Annotated in this window: 15 protein-coding genes; 4 read left to right on the top strand and 11 right to left on the bottom strand. The window is 64.3% G+C overall.

The window, feature by feature from the left end; translation table 11 throughout:
* The first annotated feature begins 130 nt into the window (after positions 1-130).
* Complete coding sequence (locus tag AC0L3K_RS09890; protein WP_007601637.1) at positions 131-817, top strand: TetR/AcrR family transcriptional regulator; 687 nt, start codon at positions 131-133, stop codon at positions 815-817.
* Positions 818-995: 178 nt separating this feature from the next.
* Here the strand turns inward: AC0L3K_RS09890 and AC0L3K_RS09885 are convergent, their stop codons facing one another.
* From AC0L3K_RS09885 to AC0L3K_RS09865, 5 genes are read right to left on the bottom strand one after another with little or no spacing between them, the layout of a single operon-like run.
* The gene (locus AC0L3K_RS09885; protein WP_354128429.1) at positions 996-1,232 is read right to left on the bottom strand and encodes an SDR family oxidoreductase; all 237 of its coding nucleotides are present in this window, start codon (positions 1,230-1,232) and stop codon (positions 996-998) included.
* A gap of 11 nt (positions 1,233-1,243) precedes the next feature.
* Positions 1,244-1,453: an SDR family NAD(P)-dependent oxidoreductase gene (locus AC0L3K_RS09880; protein WP_473365851.1), complete on the bottom strand. Its 210-nt coding sequence runs from the start codon at positions 1,451-1,453 to the stop codon at positions 1,244-1,246.
* A gap of 27 nt (positions 1,454-1,480) precedes the next feature.
* The gene (locus AC0L3K_RS09875; RefSeq protein WP_473365850.1) at positions 1,481-2,278 is read right to left on the bottom strand and encodes an SDR family oxidoreductase; all 798 of its coding nucleotides are present in this window, start codon (positions 2,276-2,278) and stop codon (positions 1,481-1,483) included.
* Between the two features lie 2 nt (positions 2,279-2,280).
* Positions 2,281-3,669: a transaminase gene (locus tag AC0L3K_RS09870; RefSeq protein WP_473365849.1), complete on the bottom strand. Its 1,389-nt coding sequence runs from the start codon at positions 3,667-3,669 to the stop codon at positions 2,281-2,283.
* Complete coding sequence (locus AC0L3K_RS09865; protein WP_473365917.1) at positions 3,666-5,150, bottom strand: aldehyde dehydrogenase; 1,485 nt, start codon at positions 5,148-5,150, stop codon at positions 3,666-3,668. Before AC0L3K_RS09865 ends, AC0L3K_RS09870 begins: the two co-directional genes overlap by 4 nt.
* Before the next feature lie 215 nt (positions 5,151-5,365).
* Between AC0L3K_RS09865 and AC0L3K_RS09860 the strand changes: the two genes are divergently transcribed.
* The 3 genes from AC0L3K_RS09860 to AC0L3K_RS09850 are packed head-to-tail and all read left to right on the top strand — an operon-like array spanning position 5,366 to position 8,656.
* Positions 5,366-6,628, top strand: a complete 1,263-nt coding sequence (locus AC0L3K_RS09860) for a Tm-1-like ATP-binding domain-containing protein (RefSeq protein ID WP_473365848.1) — start codon at positions 5,366-5,368, stop codon at positions 6,626-6,628.
* Positions 6,625-7,290, top strand: coding sequence for an HAD family hydrolase (locus tag AC0L3K_RS09855; RefSeq protein ID WP_473365847.1), 666 nt, complete (start codon positions 6,625-6,627; stop codon positions 7,288-7,290). The genes AC0L3K_RS09860 and AC0L3K_RS09855 overlap by 4 nt, the downstream gene beginning before the upstream one ends.
* A gap of 13 nt (positions 7,291-7,303) precedes the next feature.
* Complete coding sequence (locus AC0L3K_RS09850) at positions 7,304-8,656, top strand: aminotransferase class III-fold pyridoxal phosphate-dependent enzyme (protein WP_473365846.1); 1,353 nt, start codon at positions 7,304-7,306, stop codon at positions 8,654-8,656.
* 299 nt (positions 8,657-8,955) lie between these two features.
* Here the strand turns inward: AC0L3K_RS09850 and AC0L3K_RS09845 are convergent, their stop codons facing one another.
* The 6 genes from AC0L3K_RS09845 to AC0L3K_RS09820 are packed head-to-tail and all read right to left on the bottom strand — an operon-like array spanning position 8,956 to position 15,066.
* Positions 8,956-10,416 carry an amidase gene (locus AC0L3K_RS09845; protein ID WP_473365845.1) on the bottom strand — a complete coding sequence of 487 codons (1,461 nt, stop codon included), beginning with the start codon at positions 10,414-10,416 and terminating at the stop codon, positions 8,956-8,958.
* A gap of 25 nt (positions 10,417-10,441) precedes the next feature.
* Complete coding sequence (locus AC0L3K_RS09840) at positions 10,442-11,440, bottom strand: branched-chain amino acid ABC transporter permease (RefSeq protein WP_473365844.1); 999 nt, start codon at positions 11,438-11,440, stop codon at positions 10,442-10,444.
* Entirely contained in the window at positions 11,437-12,303 is an 867-nt protein-coding gene (locus tag AC0L3K_RS09835; RefSeq protein WP_473365843.1) for a branched-chain amino acid ABC transporter permease, read from the bottom strand. The genes AC0L3K_RS09840 and AC0L3K_RS09835 overlap by 4 nt, the downstream gene beginning before the upstream one ends.
* 25 nt (positions 12,304-12,328) lie before the next feature.
* Entirely contained in the window at positions 12,329-13,027 is a 699-nt protein-coding gene (locus tag AC0L3K_RS09830; protein ID WP_473365842.1) for an ABC transporter ATP-binding protein, read from the bottom strand.
* Positions 13,014-13,745, bottom strand: a complete 732-nt coding sequence (locus AC0L3K_RS09825) for an ABC transporter ATP-binding protein (RefSeq protein WP_473365841.1) — start codon at positions 13,743-13,745, stop codon at positions 13,014-13,016. Before AC0L3K_RS09825 ends, AC0L3K_RS09830 begins: the two co-directional genes overlap by 14 nt.
* A gap of 1 nt (position 13,746) precedes the next feature.
* Positions 13,747-15,066: an ABC transporter substrate-binding protein gene (locus tag AC0L3K_RS09820; protein WP_473365840.1), complete on the bottom strand. Its 1,320-nt coding sequence runs from the start codon at positions 15,064-15,066 to the stop codon at positions 13,747-13,749.
* Between the last annotated feature and the right edge of the window lie 9 nt (positions 15,067-15,075).

Here is a 15,075-nt window from a genome sequence, read left to right as displayed (position 1 = left end):
ATGAATTACGGTTCGCATCGGCCTCTCTCAAGGTTCAAGGTTAAGTGACCATTGGTCACTTTCTAAGACTTGCCGTTTTGACAGTGGCTGTCAAGTATCGCAGAAACGGTTATTCACAGCGGGACCGACGATGAAAATCCGAAAGAAGACGCCCGACGCCCACCACCACGGCAATTTGCGCGAGGCCGTGTTAGCAGCCGCGATGTCGCTCCTGCGGCAACGGCAGACTCCGTCGTTCAATCTCCGCGAGATCGCGAAGATGACGGGCGTGGGGCACTCGGCCGTGTACCGGCATTTCGCCAGCAAGGACGCCCTGCTCGCCGATATCGCGGCCCGCGGTTTTGCCGAACTCGCCCAAATTCAGGGTCGGGAAATGGATCTAGCCGGCGATGACCCTTGGGAACGGCTCATTGCGGCGGGGCTTGTCTATGTGAATTTCGCCCGAACCAACAGGGCGGCTTACATTGTCATGTTCGACCCCACTATGCGGGAGCGTTGGACCGAGCTAGAGAATGTCAGAACGGCATTGGACACATCATTCGGCCAGTTCGCCAGGACAATCGTAGCCTGTCAAACAGCCGGCCTGTTGCCGGCGGCGCCTCTCGAAATCCTGACCAGCATACTTTGGTCGGCGGGGCACGGCCTCGCACAACTACTCGGGTCGGGTCACCTCAACTGGCTTCAGTCTTCGGCAATAGGCGAAGACCAGTTTGTATCGATAGCCATACATGTATCTTGCGAGGCCTTGCGCGCACCGGGTTCAAGACCATGGCTGGAATTACCGCCCAGTCTAGCCCCCGCGACCCGGGGCCCGTAATCCAAGAACTCCTCTTGACCAAGCTCGCCTCACGAGACCGGCCCAAAGTGATCTATGGTAGAGCGCCGCGCGACACCTTGCAGGCGTCAGCAAGGTCGGCGATCGCGCATAGCGAAGGAGATCGGCCCGCCAAGCGCATGCCGAACTCGCCTCTCCCATGCTCGCCTGATTACCCGCATCAAATAGCGCGTCTGTGTATGAGAGAGCGGCCACCGCCGTCCACCACGAGAACAGCTCCGGTGATAAAAGAAGCCTCGTCCGACGCTAAAAACAGACAGCTGGCAGCAATCTCGGCAGGCGCGGCCGTACGCCCCAGCGCGATCCGCCGTTCGACAGACCGGACTTCGGCATCGGCCGCCGCGGCATTCTGCTCCGCCAGCAATTGCATCTCGTAAGTGCTCATCGGCGTCCGCACCCAGCCCGGCGCTACAGCATTAGCGCGTAGAATCGGAGCCGTGTGGCCCGCACGATATCGGCGCTCTCCGTAACGTCGCTCGGGACCGCTTCTCCACCCGCCTCTGCAGCGGCCGCGTCAAGTTCGGCATCACCGAGGCCGAACAACACGACGAGTGCACCGTTCCGCACAAAGATCAGCGCGGTCGCGCAACCGATGCCGGTCGCCGCTCCTGTGATCAATGCAGTTTTTTCCCGCGAGCCACGCCGTCATCCAAGCCCCCATTGCCGCTCCACCGCAAAGCCGGTCTCGGGCAGCGTGCTGCCGCCATCGACGACGATGGTCTGCCCGGTCATGTATCCCGCTTCGACGGAAGCCAGATAGAGCATCGCGTAACCGATATCGTCGGCACTCCCCATCCGACCGACCGGGACGAAACGCTCGAGTTTCGCCCGCGTCTCTGGCGCACTCATCGTGCCGCGGCCCGGCTTGGCAATGAACCCTGCCTCGACGCCATTGACGGTGATGCCGTCGCGCGCCAGTTCGAACGCCGCGCCGCGGATGAAGGCGTTGACGCCGGCTTTCGCTGCCGAGTAATGCGCGCCACCACCCATCGCAACACGCGCGGACACCGAGGACGTCACGAGAATGCGCCCAAAGCGATTGGCGCGCATGTGCGAGATCGCGGCCTGCGCCAGCCAGAAACTGGCATTGAGGTTCAGCGCCAGCGCTTCCTCCAGCTTGGCTTCGTCCAGTTCCTCCAGCGACGACCACGGACAGCCGCCGGCATTGTGAACGACGATGTCGAGACGGCCATATCGTCCTGCGACGCGGTCGACCATGGCGTGCAGACTGGCACGGTCGAGGGCATCGAACGGCACACAATGCACCGTCAATCCATCGATCGCGAGCTCCGCCGCGAGGGCTTCCGCAACCTCCCGCGTGCGGTTGGCGATCACGACGGTGGCGCCGGCCTCCGCCAGGCGCGAGACAATGGCCGCGCCAATGCCTCTGCCTCCGCCGGTCACGATGGCGATCCTGCCTGAGAGGTCGAAGGGACGCGGCATGGTCAGATCACTCCGGACTTGCGCAGGAGATCGATGAAACGGACGAAGACCGCGGTGTGCCGCGCAATGTCCGCATCCGACGTCGCTGGACACATCAGCAGCATGGTGTGGAACGGCGTGACCAAAATGCCCTCGTTCATGTAGAACGCGTGCAGCAGCGTCTCGAGGCCGGCCTGCCGGCCGGCGATAACATCGGCGCCGCTGCGCGGCTGCTGCGCCATGAACATGATTTCCGCACGCGCGCCGATCTGGGTGACATGCCAGGGCAAACGATTGGCCTCGATCAAGCCACGGATCTCGTCGGCAAGCCGGGTCGCGGTCGCGATCATGCGGCCATAGTTCTCGTCGGTCAGCACCTTTTCCAGCACGGCGCGCATGGTTGCGACCGTCAGTGCGTTGCCGGCGAGCGTTCCGCCGAAACCGAAATGGGCGGATTGGCGTTCGCGCGGATTGACATGGGGCACGATGGCCCAGAGACGTTCGGAGATTTCCTGGTTCAGCCCGAACACGCCGGCCGGAATGCCGCCCGCGATCGCCTTGCCTGCGACGAAGATGTCGGGCTGCAGGGCGTGGATGCCAGTGTAGCCGCGAGGGCCGCAGGACAGCGTGTGGGTCTCGTCGATCACGAGCACCGTGCCGCTCCGCCGCGTCAGTTCGCGCAGTGCACGATGAAAGCCCGGATCGACCGGGATCATGCCGAAATTGGTCATCAGCGGCTCGGCCAGCACGCAGGCGACGTCGCCGTGCGCAAGCGCCGCCTCGAGCGCCGCGACATCATTAAATTCCACCACGCGTGTGACGGTGTCGTGATCGACTCCGTTCGGATGAATCATGTTCCGCAAGCCGACGCGGCCATCGCGGATTTCGACATGCGCCTCCTCGACGCCGCCGTGATAGCAACCCGAGAACACCAGCACTTTGGGACGGTCGGTGATCATCCGCGCGATCCGGATCGCCGCACGATTGGCATCCGTCGCCGAGGTCGTCAGCGTCCAATGCCGCCGCCCAAACCGGCGCGACAGCTCGGCACCGACCCACAGGCTGTCCTCGGTCGGCATCATCATCGTCGCGCCGCGCTTGAGCTGACGCAATGCCGCATCGGTCACCGCTTCAGGCGCGTGGCCGCACATGCCGCCGGAGTCGCCGAGACAGAAGTCGATGTAGTCATGGCCGTCGATGTCACGAATATGTGCGCCGCTGGCCTCGTCGACATAAACGGGGAAACCGCCGGCCCAACGCCGCATCCAGTGCGAAGGGCCGCCGTAAAGGAAGTGCCGCTTGCCTTCCTGCCAGGCGCCCGCGGAGCGCGGGTGCATCTTGCGGAAGCGTTCCTGCTCGGCATCGATCAGGCGATCGATGACTCCGGCACGGTCTTCGGTTGTGATGTTCATAGCGCGATCCAGGCGGTCTTGAGGTCGGTATAGGCATCGAGCGCGTGCAGCGACTTGTCGCGCCCGAAGCCGGATTGTTTGAACCCGCCCAGCGGCACGGTGATATCTGCCCCGCCATAGGTGTTCACGTGCACGACCCCGGCATGGATGGCGCGAACCATGCGGTGCGCGCGCGAGAGGCTGCCGGTCCACACGGCGGACGCGAGTCCGTAAGCGGACTCGTTTGCAAGTGCCACGGCATTCTCCTCGGATTCGAATTGTGTCACGGCGACAACCGGACCGAACACCTCCTCGCGCCAGAGATTCATCCGTGGCGCGACATCGGCCAAGATCGCCGGCGACATGAAGTGGCCGCCGCTATCCGCCAGGATCTGCTCGCCACCGGTCAGTAGCTTGGCGCCCTGCTCCTGCGCCAGCGCGACGGCATCGAGATTGCGGCGCAATTGCGAGGTGCTGGAGATTGCGCCGATGTCCGAGGTCAGATCGAGGGGATCGCCGACCCTAAGGCGCGCGGTCGCGCTCAGCAGCTCATCCATGAACCGGTCATAGATCGATGATTGCACCAGCAGCCGCGATCCGGCGACACAAACCTGTCCTGAATCCCGGAAGATGCCATTCGCCGACACTTTTGCCGCGTGACTGATATCGGGCGCATCGGCGAAGATGATGTTCGGGGACTTGCCGCCCAGCTCAAGATGGACGCGCTTCAGGTTGGAGCGTGCCGAGGACTCCAGCAGCCGTCGCCCGACCGCACCCGAGCCGGTGAACGCCAGCTCATCGACATCCATATGCAAGGCCAGCGCCTCCCCGGCCGAGGCGCCACGGCCGGTAACGACGTTGAACACGCCGTCGGGCAAACCGGCCTCGCTGGCGAGCCGCGCGAGATACAGCAAACTGAGCGAGGCGATCTCCGGCGGTTTCACCACGACCGAATTGCCGGCCGCCAGCGCCGGCGCGATCTTCCAGGCGCCGATCATCAGCGGAAAATTCCAGGGCACGATCACGCCGACGACACCGAGCGGCTCGCGATGGACGAGGCCGAGCACGTCGCGGCCGGTCGGCGCGATCTCGCCGTAGAGCTTGTCGATCGCCTCGGCATAGTAGCGGAAGGTGCCGGCAGCGGACAGCGGCTCCGCCTTATAGGCCATGCCGATCTCGGTGCCGTTGTCGCGGACGCCGAGCACAGCGATCTCGAGCGCATGTTGCTCGATCAGCTCAGCAAGGCGCAGCAACACTTTCTTCCGATGCGCCGGCGCCGACCGCGACCAGCCGCCATGGCTGAACGCCTGTCGCGCTAGTTTCACGGCCAGATCGACATCGCGGGTGTCACCGTCGGCAATGGTGGTCAGGCACCGGCCATCGATCGGCGAGAGCACGTCGAGCCGCGCGTCACCGAGCGCATTCGTCGGCCGGCCCCCGAGAAAGAGTTGCTGGGGCGGAATGACCGCCGACCTCAATTGATTGATCTGGACTTGCTGCATGTCGGGTGAATTGTCCACTGGCATGAGCAGCGTCAGGTGCGCCGCTCGCATGGTCTGATCCTCGCCAAAACGACGGCCGAGCGGCAATCAACCGATGGGTGGATGTCGTCCCGCGGCCGCCGCCTATAGCGTGCGGCCAAGCCTTGATGTCCTGCCTTCTGATGCAGGCACGTCGTTCCATTCTACCCACAGCCGTCGGTGAGAGCTGCCAGGTCATGCCCGAAACCATGAAACCCCGAATCCTGCTGATCGGCACCGGCGACACCAAGGCCGACGAGCTACTCTTCATGCGCGACCGCATCACGCGGGCCGGCGGAGAGACCGTGATGATGGACATCAGCGTGCTCGGCGATCCGCCCTACCGCCCGCAGCACGACAAGCATGCCGTCGCCGCGGCCGCGCAGACGACCATCTCCGCGATCCTCGCCAGCGGTGACGAGAACTCCGCGATGTCAGCGATGGCACGCGGTGCCGCGATCCTTGCCCGAGAGCTCACTGAGGTCGACGCAATCGATGCGGTCATCGCCATCGGCGGCACCATGGGGACCGATCTCGCGCTCGACGTAGCGCTGGCGTTACCGCTCGGCATGCCTAAGCTCGTGGTCTCGACGGTCGCATTCTCGCACTTGATCCCGCCGGAGCGGATCGCAGCCGACCTGATGATGATCTTGTGGGCCGGCGGCCTCTATGGCCTCAACAGCACCTGCACATCGGTGCTGGTGCAGGCCTGCGGTGCCATCGTCGGCGCAGCGCGCAGCGCGATCCGACCGAAGAAGGACCGACCCGTCGTCGCCATCACCTCGCTCGGCAAGAGCTGTCTCAATTACATGGTGGAGTTGAAGCCGCAGCTTGAACGGCGCGGCTATGAGGTCGTGATCTTCCACACCACGGGCATGGGCGGCCGCGCCATGGAATCGATCGCCGCGCATGGCGGCTTTGCCGCGGTGCTGGATTTGAGCCTGCAGGAACTCGCCAACCAGCTCACCGGCTCGGTGGTGAATTCCGGCCCTGATAGGTTGGAGAATGCGGGCAAGGCCGGCATCCCGCAGATCGTCGCGCCCGGCGCCATCGACATGGTGGACTTTCCGGCCTGGCTGCCGACGCCGAAGGAATTGGCCGATCGTCCGTTCCACGCCCACAACCGCCTGCTCGCCTCGGCAACGTCGGGTCCGGACGACCGCCGCCGGATCGCACGCGCGATTGCCGAAAGGCTCGCGCAAGCCAAGGCGCCGGTGGCGTTCGTGCTGCCGGCAGGCGGCATCCAGCAATGGGACCGCGAGGGCGAGTCCCTGCACGATCCTGAAGGGTTGACGGCGTTCGTCTCCGAGATGCGCTCGGCCATCACTTCCCCTGTGGAACTTCACGAGTTGAAGGAGCATATCAACCACCCCGCCTTCGCCGAGCGCGTGCTGCAGATTTTCGATCGATGGGTGGCGGCCGGCATCGTGCCGGCCGGCCAGGCCACGGCCGCCGCGTGAAACCGCCGCTCGCCCGCGCGCTGGTGCTGGATTTCGGCGGGGTCATCTCAAGGACCCTGTTCGAGACTCATGATTTGACCGAGCAGGCACTGGGCCTGCCGCCCTGCACGCTGAAATGGCGCGGGCCCTTTGCGCCTGACACTGATCCTCTCTGGGCCTCCATGCAGCGCGGAGATATTTCCGAGCGCGACTACTGGCTAACGCGCAGCCGCGAGGTCGGTCACATGCTCGGCGAGGACTGGCAGGCCATGGAGACGTTCGTGCAGCGCGCTCGCGGCGCCGATCCCGTAACCGTCATTCGTCCCGAGGCGGACCGTGCCATCCGCATGGTCGATGACGCCGGCTTTAAGCTCGCCATCCTCTCGAACGAGCTCGACTTGTTCTATGGCGCAAGCTTCCGGCTCCGGCTGCCGGTCCTGTCGCGTTTCGCCGTGATCGTCGATGCGACCCATACCGGCATCCTGAAGCCCGATCCGCGCGCCTATCACGACGTGCTCGGCCGGCTTGGGCTCGCCGCGGAGGATTGCGTCTTCGTCGACGACCAACGCCGCAACATCGCAGGCGCCGCCGCCTGCAACATGCGAACCGTGCTGTTCGACGTCAGGAATCCCCGCGCGTCATACAGCGAAGCCTTGCGGCATTTTGGACTGACCTTCGACTGAGCCGAGAGGGACCATGCGCGACCAGAACTTCCTGATCGAGAACAACGCCAAGCCGATCTGGCATCCGATGGCGCATCCCGCCGAGATGCGCGCGCAGCCGCCCCGCATCATCATGAAGGGCGACGGCGTGCATGTCACCGACATCGACGGTCGCAGGGTGATCGACGCCGTCGGTGGCCTCTGGAACGTCAATCTCGGCTACAGCTGCGATCCGATCAAGCAGGCGATCGCGGACCAACTCGATACCCTGCCCTATTATTCCGGCTTTCGCGGCACCTCGACCGGCCCGTCGATCGAGCTCGCCTACGAGCTCACCGAATGGTTCAAACCGGAAGGTATGGTCCGCGCCTTCCTGACGTCAGGCGGGTCGGATTCGGTGGAGACCGCGCTACGGCTGGCGCGGCAGTACTGGAAGATCAAGGGGCAAAGCGATCGCACCAAATTCCTGGCGCTGAAGAAGGGCTATCACGGCACCCATTTCGGCGGCGCCTCGGTCAATGGCAATGCCAATTTCCGCCGTAACTATGAGCCGCTGCTACCCGGCGTGTTCCACGTCCCCGCGCCCTGGACTTACCGCAATCCCTTCAATGAAACCGATCCGGTAAAGCTCGCGCAGCTTTGCGCCGCGGACATGGAGGATGAAATCGCCTTCCAGGGTGCCGACACAATCGCTGCTTTCATCATGGAGCCCGTGCTCGGCGCCGGCGGCGTCATCGTGCCGCCCGATGGCTTCATGACGCTCGTGCGCGAGATCTGCGACCGTCACGGCATCCTGATGATCGCGGACGAGGTCGTCACCGGATTTGGCCGGACCGGCGCCTGGTCGGGCTCGCGGCTGTGGGGCGTGAAGCCGGATATGATGACGATCGCCAAGGCCATCACCTCGGGCTATTTCCCGCTCGGTGCGACCTTGATCGGCGACAAGGTGGCTGAAGCGTTCGAGGCCGACACCACCAGCTTCGGCTCGATCGGGCACGGCTACACTTATTCGGGCCATCCGGTCGGCTGTGCGGCGGGCGTTGCGGCGCTGGCCGAAACGAAGCGCCTCAGACTCGACGAGAATGCCGCCGCGCGAGGCAAGGAGTTGGCCACCGCCCTCGAAGGGCTGAAATCGAAGCATGCGCTGGTCGGCGACGTCCGCTGCAAGGGATTGATGGCCGCGATCGAGCTGGTCGCCGATCGCGACAGCAAGAAGCTGATCGACAAGAGGCTGATCGACAAGATCGCCGACGGCACCTACGAGTCCGGGGTGATGATCCGCGTCTCCGGGAACAATATCATCCTGTCGCCGCCCCTAATCCTCTCGGCGGTCGACGTGGTGACAATCGTTCAAGGCATCGACGCCGGCCTATCAGTGGCCACCTGAGGCGACGCAGGCGATGGCCCGCTCGAACAGCGGACCGTCGTCCCGTCCTTGTCGAGGCAAACGGCAAGCGAAGCCGGCGCCATGGTCTGGTCGGTGCAGAAGATCCGCGCTGCGCAGCAGGTCGACGGCAGCAACAATCGCGCGTGCGGTCACGCCGTCCATCGGATGGGACGCCGATGCCGGTTGAGACGCCCTGGTCTCCGCATGCAACGCCGGCATGATGACGATCGCTGCGCCAAGCACCGCTCCGGAGCCACGACGTCCGCGATCCCCGATCCAACCGTCCGTCGCAAGCATACTCACAAAGGCGGCGGGATGAAGCCCCCGAGCGCCCGTTCGAGCAACTGGGCGAACTTCAGCGGCGTGCGGTCTTCGAGATAAGGACCGACGATCTGGACGCCGGCCGGCAGCCCCTCTACCAGTCGCCTGGTCGGGATCGCGGTGGCCGGCAAGTTCGCCACCGTCACCAGGCCGGGCCACATCAGATTGTCCATGTAGGGCGACGGCCGGCCGTTCACGACGATTCGACGGTCGAACTGCGCAGCCAGATCCATCCGCGCGACATCATGCGGAAACGCGACCGTCGGCGTGATTGGGCACAACAGCACGTCATAGCGCGTGAAAAACTCGCGCCAGGCGCGGAACAGTCTTTCGCGCGCTTCAGCTGCATCGGCGAATTGCGCAAGGCTCTGGCCCATCGCCTCCGCCACCATGCGCGGATAGCTGCCCTCCGGCGCCGCCTTGCCACCTGCGATGATCTCATCGCGCGCCGGCGGCGGCACACCCACGCCGATGATACCGAATAACGTCTGCATGTAGACGCGGAAGCTCTCCGTCGGATCAATCGCCGGCCGCGCGGTGGTGTCGACTTTCACCCCAAGTCGCGCGACATCCTCGACCAGCCCGTCGATCGCGGCGGCATAGGCTCCATCCAGTGCATAAGCCTTCGCGTCATTCCAGACAGCAACCCGGAATTCGCGCAAGTCCGTGTGCCGCGCCGGCGGTAAGGCGAGGCGATACGCCGTCCGCTTCAGCTCCGGCGCGTCGGTGAGCAAATCGAGCATTAGTTCGAGATCGAACGCAGAGCGTGCTAACGGACCGACGACAGCGAGCTCGGGCTCCGACAAATGGCCGGGCGGCGGCGGGATATGTCCGTCGACCGGCACGATGCCGTAGCTCGGCTTGTGACCATAGACGCCGCAAAAATGCGAGGGCACGCGGATCGAGCCGCCGATGTCGCTGCCGAGCTCCAGCGGCGTGAAGCCGGCCGCCAGCGCCGCCGCCGAACCGCCGGAGGAGCCACCAACCGTGCGGTCGCCATTCCAGGGATTGCGCGTCAGCCCGAACAGGGAGTTGCAGGACTGGTGGTCGGCCGCCGCCGGGGGCAGATTGGTCTTGCCGAAGATGATCGCGCCAGCCGCGCGCAGCTTCGCGACCGCGGCCGCGTCGATCGCCGGGCGATAGTCGCGCAACGGTTCGAGCCCGCAGGTCGCGGTCATGCCGGTGACGGCGAACGTGTCCTTGATCGTCATCGACACGCCATGCAGCGGACCGAGGGACGCGCCACGGGCCCGCGCCGCGTCCGCCTCCTTGGCCGATCTGCGCGCACCCTCCTCGTCCAGCGCCACCACGGCGTTCATCTGTGGATTGAGCTGCCGCACTCGCGCAAGATTCTCATCCAACAACTCGCAGGCGCTGATCCGACCTGTCGCGAGCATCTTAGCGAGATCGGCAGCCGTGGCGTAAGTGATCTTTTTCATCGCGGTGTCCCTTCCAATACGTCGTTTAGCGCCAGGCCCGCCGCAGGCATGGCGGCGTGCGGTGCACGTCGAGCAGGCGCACACCGAAGCGATCGCGTAGCACCGGCCAGATGCCGCTCGGAAACAGCATCATCACGACCACTGCCAACACCCCGAGCCCGACCAGATACCAGCCACCGGACAACCCCAGCGGTCCCGTCATGAGCTCGCGCAGGCCGAAGAAGATGATGACGCCGAGGATCGGGCCCTCCAGAGTGCCGATGCCGCCGATGATCACAATGAACATCATATAGACCGACCAGTTGACATCGAATGCCGCCAGCGGCGCAATATAGAGGTTGCCCATGAAATTCAGCGCGCCAGCGAGGCCGCAACCGGCGGCGGAGAGAACGAATGCGACGAAGCGATTGTGCCGCACGTCGACCCCGACGCTCATCGCAGCGAGGTCGTTGTCCCGCACGCTCATCAGGCCGAGGCCGAAGCTCGACCTCATCAGCCGGTAGAGCGCGGCGATCGTAGCGAGCGACAGTGCGGCAGCGAGCCAGAACATGATCGACTCGAACCAGTCGAAATCGATCAGCTTGCTGGTGGCCAAGGGTAACCCTGCGGTGCCACCTGCAAATGACGATTTCATCGTCAGCGCGCCGATGATCTCCGCGAACACCCACATCGCGATCGAGAAATACGCCTCACGCAGCCGGAACAGCGGCACGGCGATGATAGCGGCCACCATCGCACTGACAAGTGGCGCCACCGGCAGCACCCACATCGGGGTGAGCTCGAGCCAACCCGCGGTCATGAACAGGGAATAGGCGCCGAATGCGACGAACACCTGGTGGCCGAGTGAAACCAGCCCGGCGTAACCGGCCAGCAGATTCCACATCTGCGCCATAGTCAGCAGTAGCAGGCATTCAGTCGCAAGCCGCAGAAATCCTTCGTTCAGCACAAAGGGCGCGCCCGCCATCGCGGCGATCATAACAGCGACAAAGAGAACAAGGATCGTCCGTGTCGACATCGTCTTCATGCCTTGCTCGAGACGAAACCGGACGGCCGGATCAGCAACATGCAGAAGAACAGCAGATGCGCATAGAGCAATCCTGCATTGGGATCGATCTTCAGCCCGATCAATTGCGCCATGCCGAGCGCGATGCCGCCGAGCAGTGCGCCCCAGAACGAGCCGAGGCCACCGAGCACGATCACCTCGAAGGCGATCAGCAACCGCTCGGCGCCCGAGAACGGCGTAAAGCTCGACCGCACCGCCAGCAGCACGCCGCCGACCGCGCCGAGCGCGAGCGACAGGCCCATGACGTAATTATAGATGCGGTCGGGCCTGACGCCGGACAGCCGAACGATATCGCTGCGATCAGCGGTTGCGCGCACGATCCGGCCGAATTCGGTCCTTTGCAGGATCAACTGGAGCGCCATGAACAGCAGCGCAGCCAGCCCCAGCGTGAGCAGCGGCATGATGCCGATGCTCAGGCCCGCGAACTCGAGGCTGGCGCGGGACAATTCGCCAACCTGCAGGCTGCGCACGTCGGCGCCGAAGATCTCGAGCATCACATTGCGCAAGATCACCGACACGCCAAAGGTCAGCAGCAGCGGCGCCAGCGGATCGGGCGACTTGATGACACGGTTGACGATCACCGACTGATAGATCCAGCCGACGACAAAGGACACGGCGATCACCGGGATCAGCATCACGAGCGGCGAAACCGTTGGAAACAGGCTCGCGAGCAGGACTGCAAAGAACGCGCTCAGCACCATGAACTCGCCATGCGCGATATTGACCACCCGCATCACGCCGAACACCAGCGCCAGCCCGATCCCGAGCAGGCCGTAGAGCCCGCCCAGCAAAGCTCCGTTGATCAATGTCTCAACCCAGATCATGTCCCACCAATTCGTCTTTCAAATGCTAACTGCCGAAATAAGCCTGCGTCAGCCGCTCGGCGTTGTTTTCACGTGCGCTTCCCGTCAGCGAGACCCGGCCCTTCAGCAGGCAATAGACCCGCTCGGAAGCACCCAGCGCGCGCTTGACATCCTGCTCCACCAGCACGACCGCGATCCCTTCGCGACGGATGTCGGCGAAGGAGCGATAAATCCGCTCGACCATTACGGGCGCGAGCCCGAGCGATATCTCATCGCAGAGCAACAGCCGCGGGTTCGACATCAGCGCACGCCCGATCGCGGCCATCTGCTGTTGGCCACCGGACAATTGGCTCGGATACATTCGCCGCCGTTCTTCCAGAATCGGAAACAGGTCGAACACGCGCCGTAGCGTCCATGTGCCGGAGCGACGATTGACCGTGCCCATCAAGAGGTTCTCCTCGATGGTCAGCGAGTCGAACAGCAGCCGTCCCTCCGGCACCATGATCAGGCCGAGCCGCGACACCTGCTCCGCGGGCATGCGGGAGATGTCGATGCCGTCGAAATTCACCGTCCCCTTGCGTTCCTCGGTCAACCCGACCAGCGCCTTCAGGAAGGTCGATTTCCCGGCGCCGTTGGCGCCGACCAGTGCCACCGCCTCGCCGTCCCCCACCGTGAAGTCCATGTCGAACACGGCCTGCAGGTCACCGTAGAAGACCTGCAGCCCGCTCACCTCAAGCAACGCCATCGGCCTTCAGCCCCATATAGATTTCACGCACCACGGCGCTGTCCATCACCTCCGCTGGCGGCCCCTCCAACACCTTCCGCCCGAAATTGAGCACGAGGATGCGGTCGGACACCGCGCGCAGCGCGTGCGGGATATGCTCGATCCAGATGATCGCGTGCTCGGCCTTGACCGTGTCGATGATGGCGACCAGGCGCTCGACCTCCGGCTCGGTCAGCCCGGCCGCAATCTCGTCGAGGAGGATCAGTCGCGGTTTCGAGGCCAGCGCCTTGGCGAACTCGAGCCGCTTGCGGTCGATCAACGGCAAGCCGCCTGCAAGCTTGTTGGCCTTGGCCTCCAGGCCCGTGCGCCGAAGCACCTCCATGGTCCAGCCCGAAGCCGCCTCGCCGCGTAGGCCCGCGCCGAAAGACGCCGCGACCAAGGCATTCTCATAAACCGACAGATGCGAGAACGGTTGCGGGATCTGGAAGGCCCGCCCGACGCCCATCCGGGCGCGCTGATGCGGCGCCAGATCGCTGATCTCGACGCCGCCGAGCGCGATCGATCCATCGTCGGCCGTGACGAGGCCGACGATCAGGTTCAGCAGCGAGCTCTTGCCGGCACCGTTCGGGCCGATCACGCCAAGGCACTCTCCGCGCGCCAAGTCGAAATCGACGTCGTCGGCGACGACGATCGCGCCAAAGCGTTTGCAGAGGCGGCTGACGCGCAGAAGTGGTTCCATCTCAGGCGAGCTTGGACAGCAGCGCGAGATCGGCCTGTTTCGGAATGAACGGCGCTGTCCCGTTGTGCACGATCAGGAGCTCATACTTCGATTTTCCGCCCTTGGTCTTGCGCCACTGGCCACCCGACAACGAGGTCACCGCGACGCTCTTGATCGGGCTGCCCTTGAACTTCACCGGCCCGACGATCGTCTCCATGTCGAGGCCGGCGATGGCGTCGCGCAGCGAGTTCTTGTCCTTGGGATCGCTGTTCTGCAGCGCCGCCAGTGCAACTTCCCATAACGCGTGGGCGTAGCCGATTGGCTGGGTCCATTGCTTGCCGGTGGTCTTCTCCCACTCCGCGGAAAGTTGGCCGGCGCTCTGACCGTTCAGCGACGATTTGAAGGGGTAGGCCGGCGTCCACCACACCTCGGTCGACATGCCGTCGCCGCGATCACCGAGCGCATTCACCGCGCTGGGGAACAGGAAGGCTGCCGCGACAGTGCATATCTGCGGCCGGAAGCCGGCCTGCGCCGCCTGGTTCCACAGCGTCACCCAATGATTGCTATAGGTGAATCCAGAGACGATATCGACGCCGTTGTTCTTGAACGCAGACACCTGGTTGGTAAAATCGTCTGTCCCGATCTGGAATTTGCCGGCCGAGAATTCCTGATAGCCGCCCTGCGCGATGCCGGCGGGCAAGCCGACCTTGGGTTCCGAGAAGGCCTGTCCGGGCGGGCTATCGATGTAGAGCGTGCCGACCTTCTTGTTGGTGTCGACCGACTGCCACATGCCCATGAAATTCTTGACGACGTCGTCGGCGCCCCAGAAGAAATGGAAGCTGTAGGGAAAGCCCTTGTCCGGCGTCGATTTGCGCGGGAACATCCAAGCCTGCCAGGGCGTCATGGTCGAGATCGAGGGGATGCCGCGGGCGTCCGAGAGCTCCTGCACCGGCGCCTGGGCATCGCCGTCCTCGACTAGGATCAGGTCGCATTTTTCGCGCAGCACCAGTTCGCTGGCGACCACCGAGGACCGGTTCGGATCGGACTGATTGTCCTTGAACACGAACTCGACCTGATAGGTCTTTCCGCCGATCTTCAGGCCGTCCTTGACGTGCGCCTTGATGCGCTCGTGGATCCAGGTGTCGGGCTCGGCGAACGGAGCGCGGACGCCCGAGAGGCAACCGACCCAGCCGATCTTGATGGTGTTGCCGGCCGCCCGCGCGATGTTTGGCATCGGCACGTTGAATGCCGTGACGAGCCCTGTGGCGCCGGCCGCCTTGAGCAGGGCGCGCCGGTTTAACCGGCCGGTCGCGAGCGATTTCAAATTCGTCGTATCAGTCATGTCCCTCTC

It is taken from the genome of Bradyrhizobium sp. MI1.10 (assembly GCF_055811035.1).
This window is presented reverse-complemented; position numbering and strand designations above follow the sequence as displayed.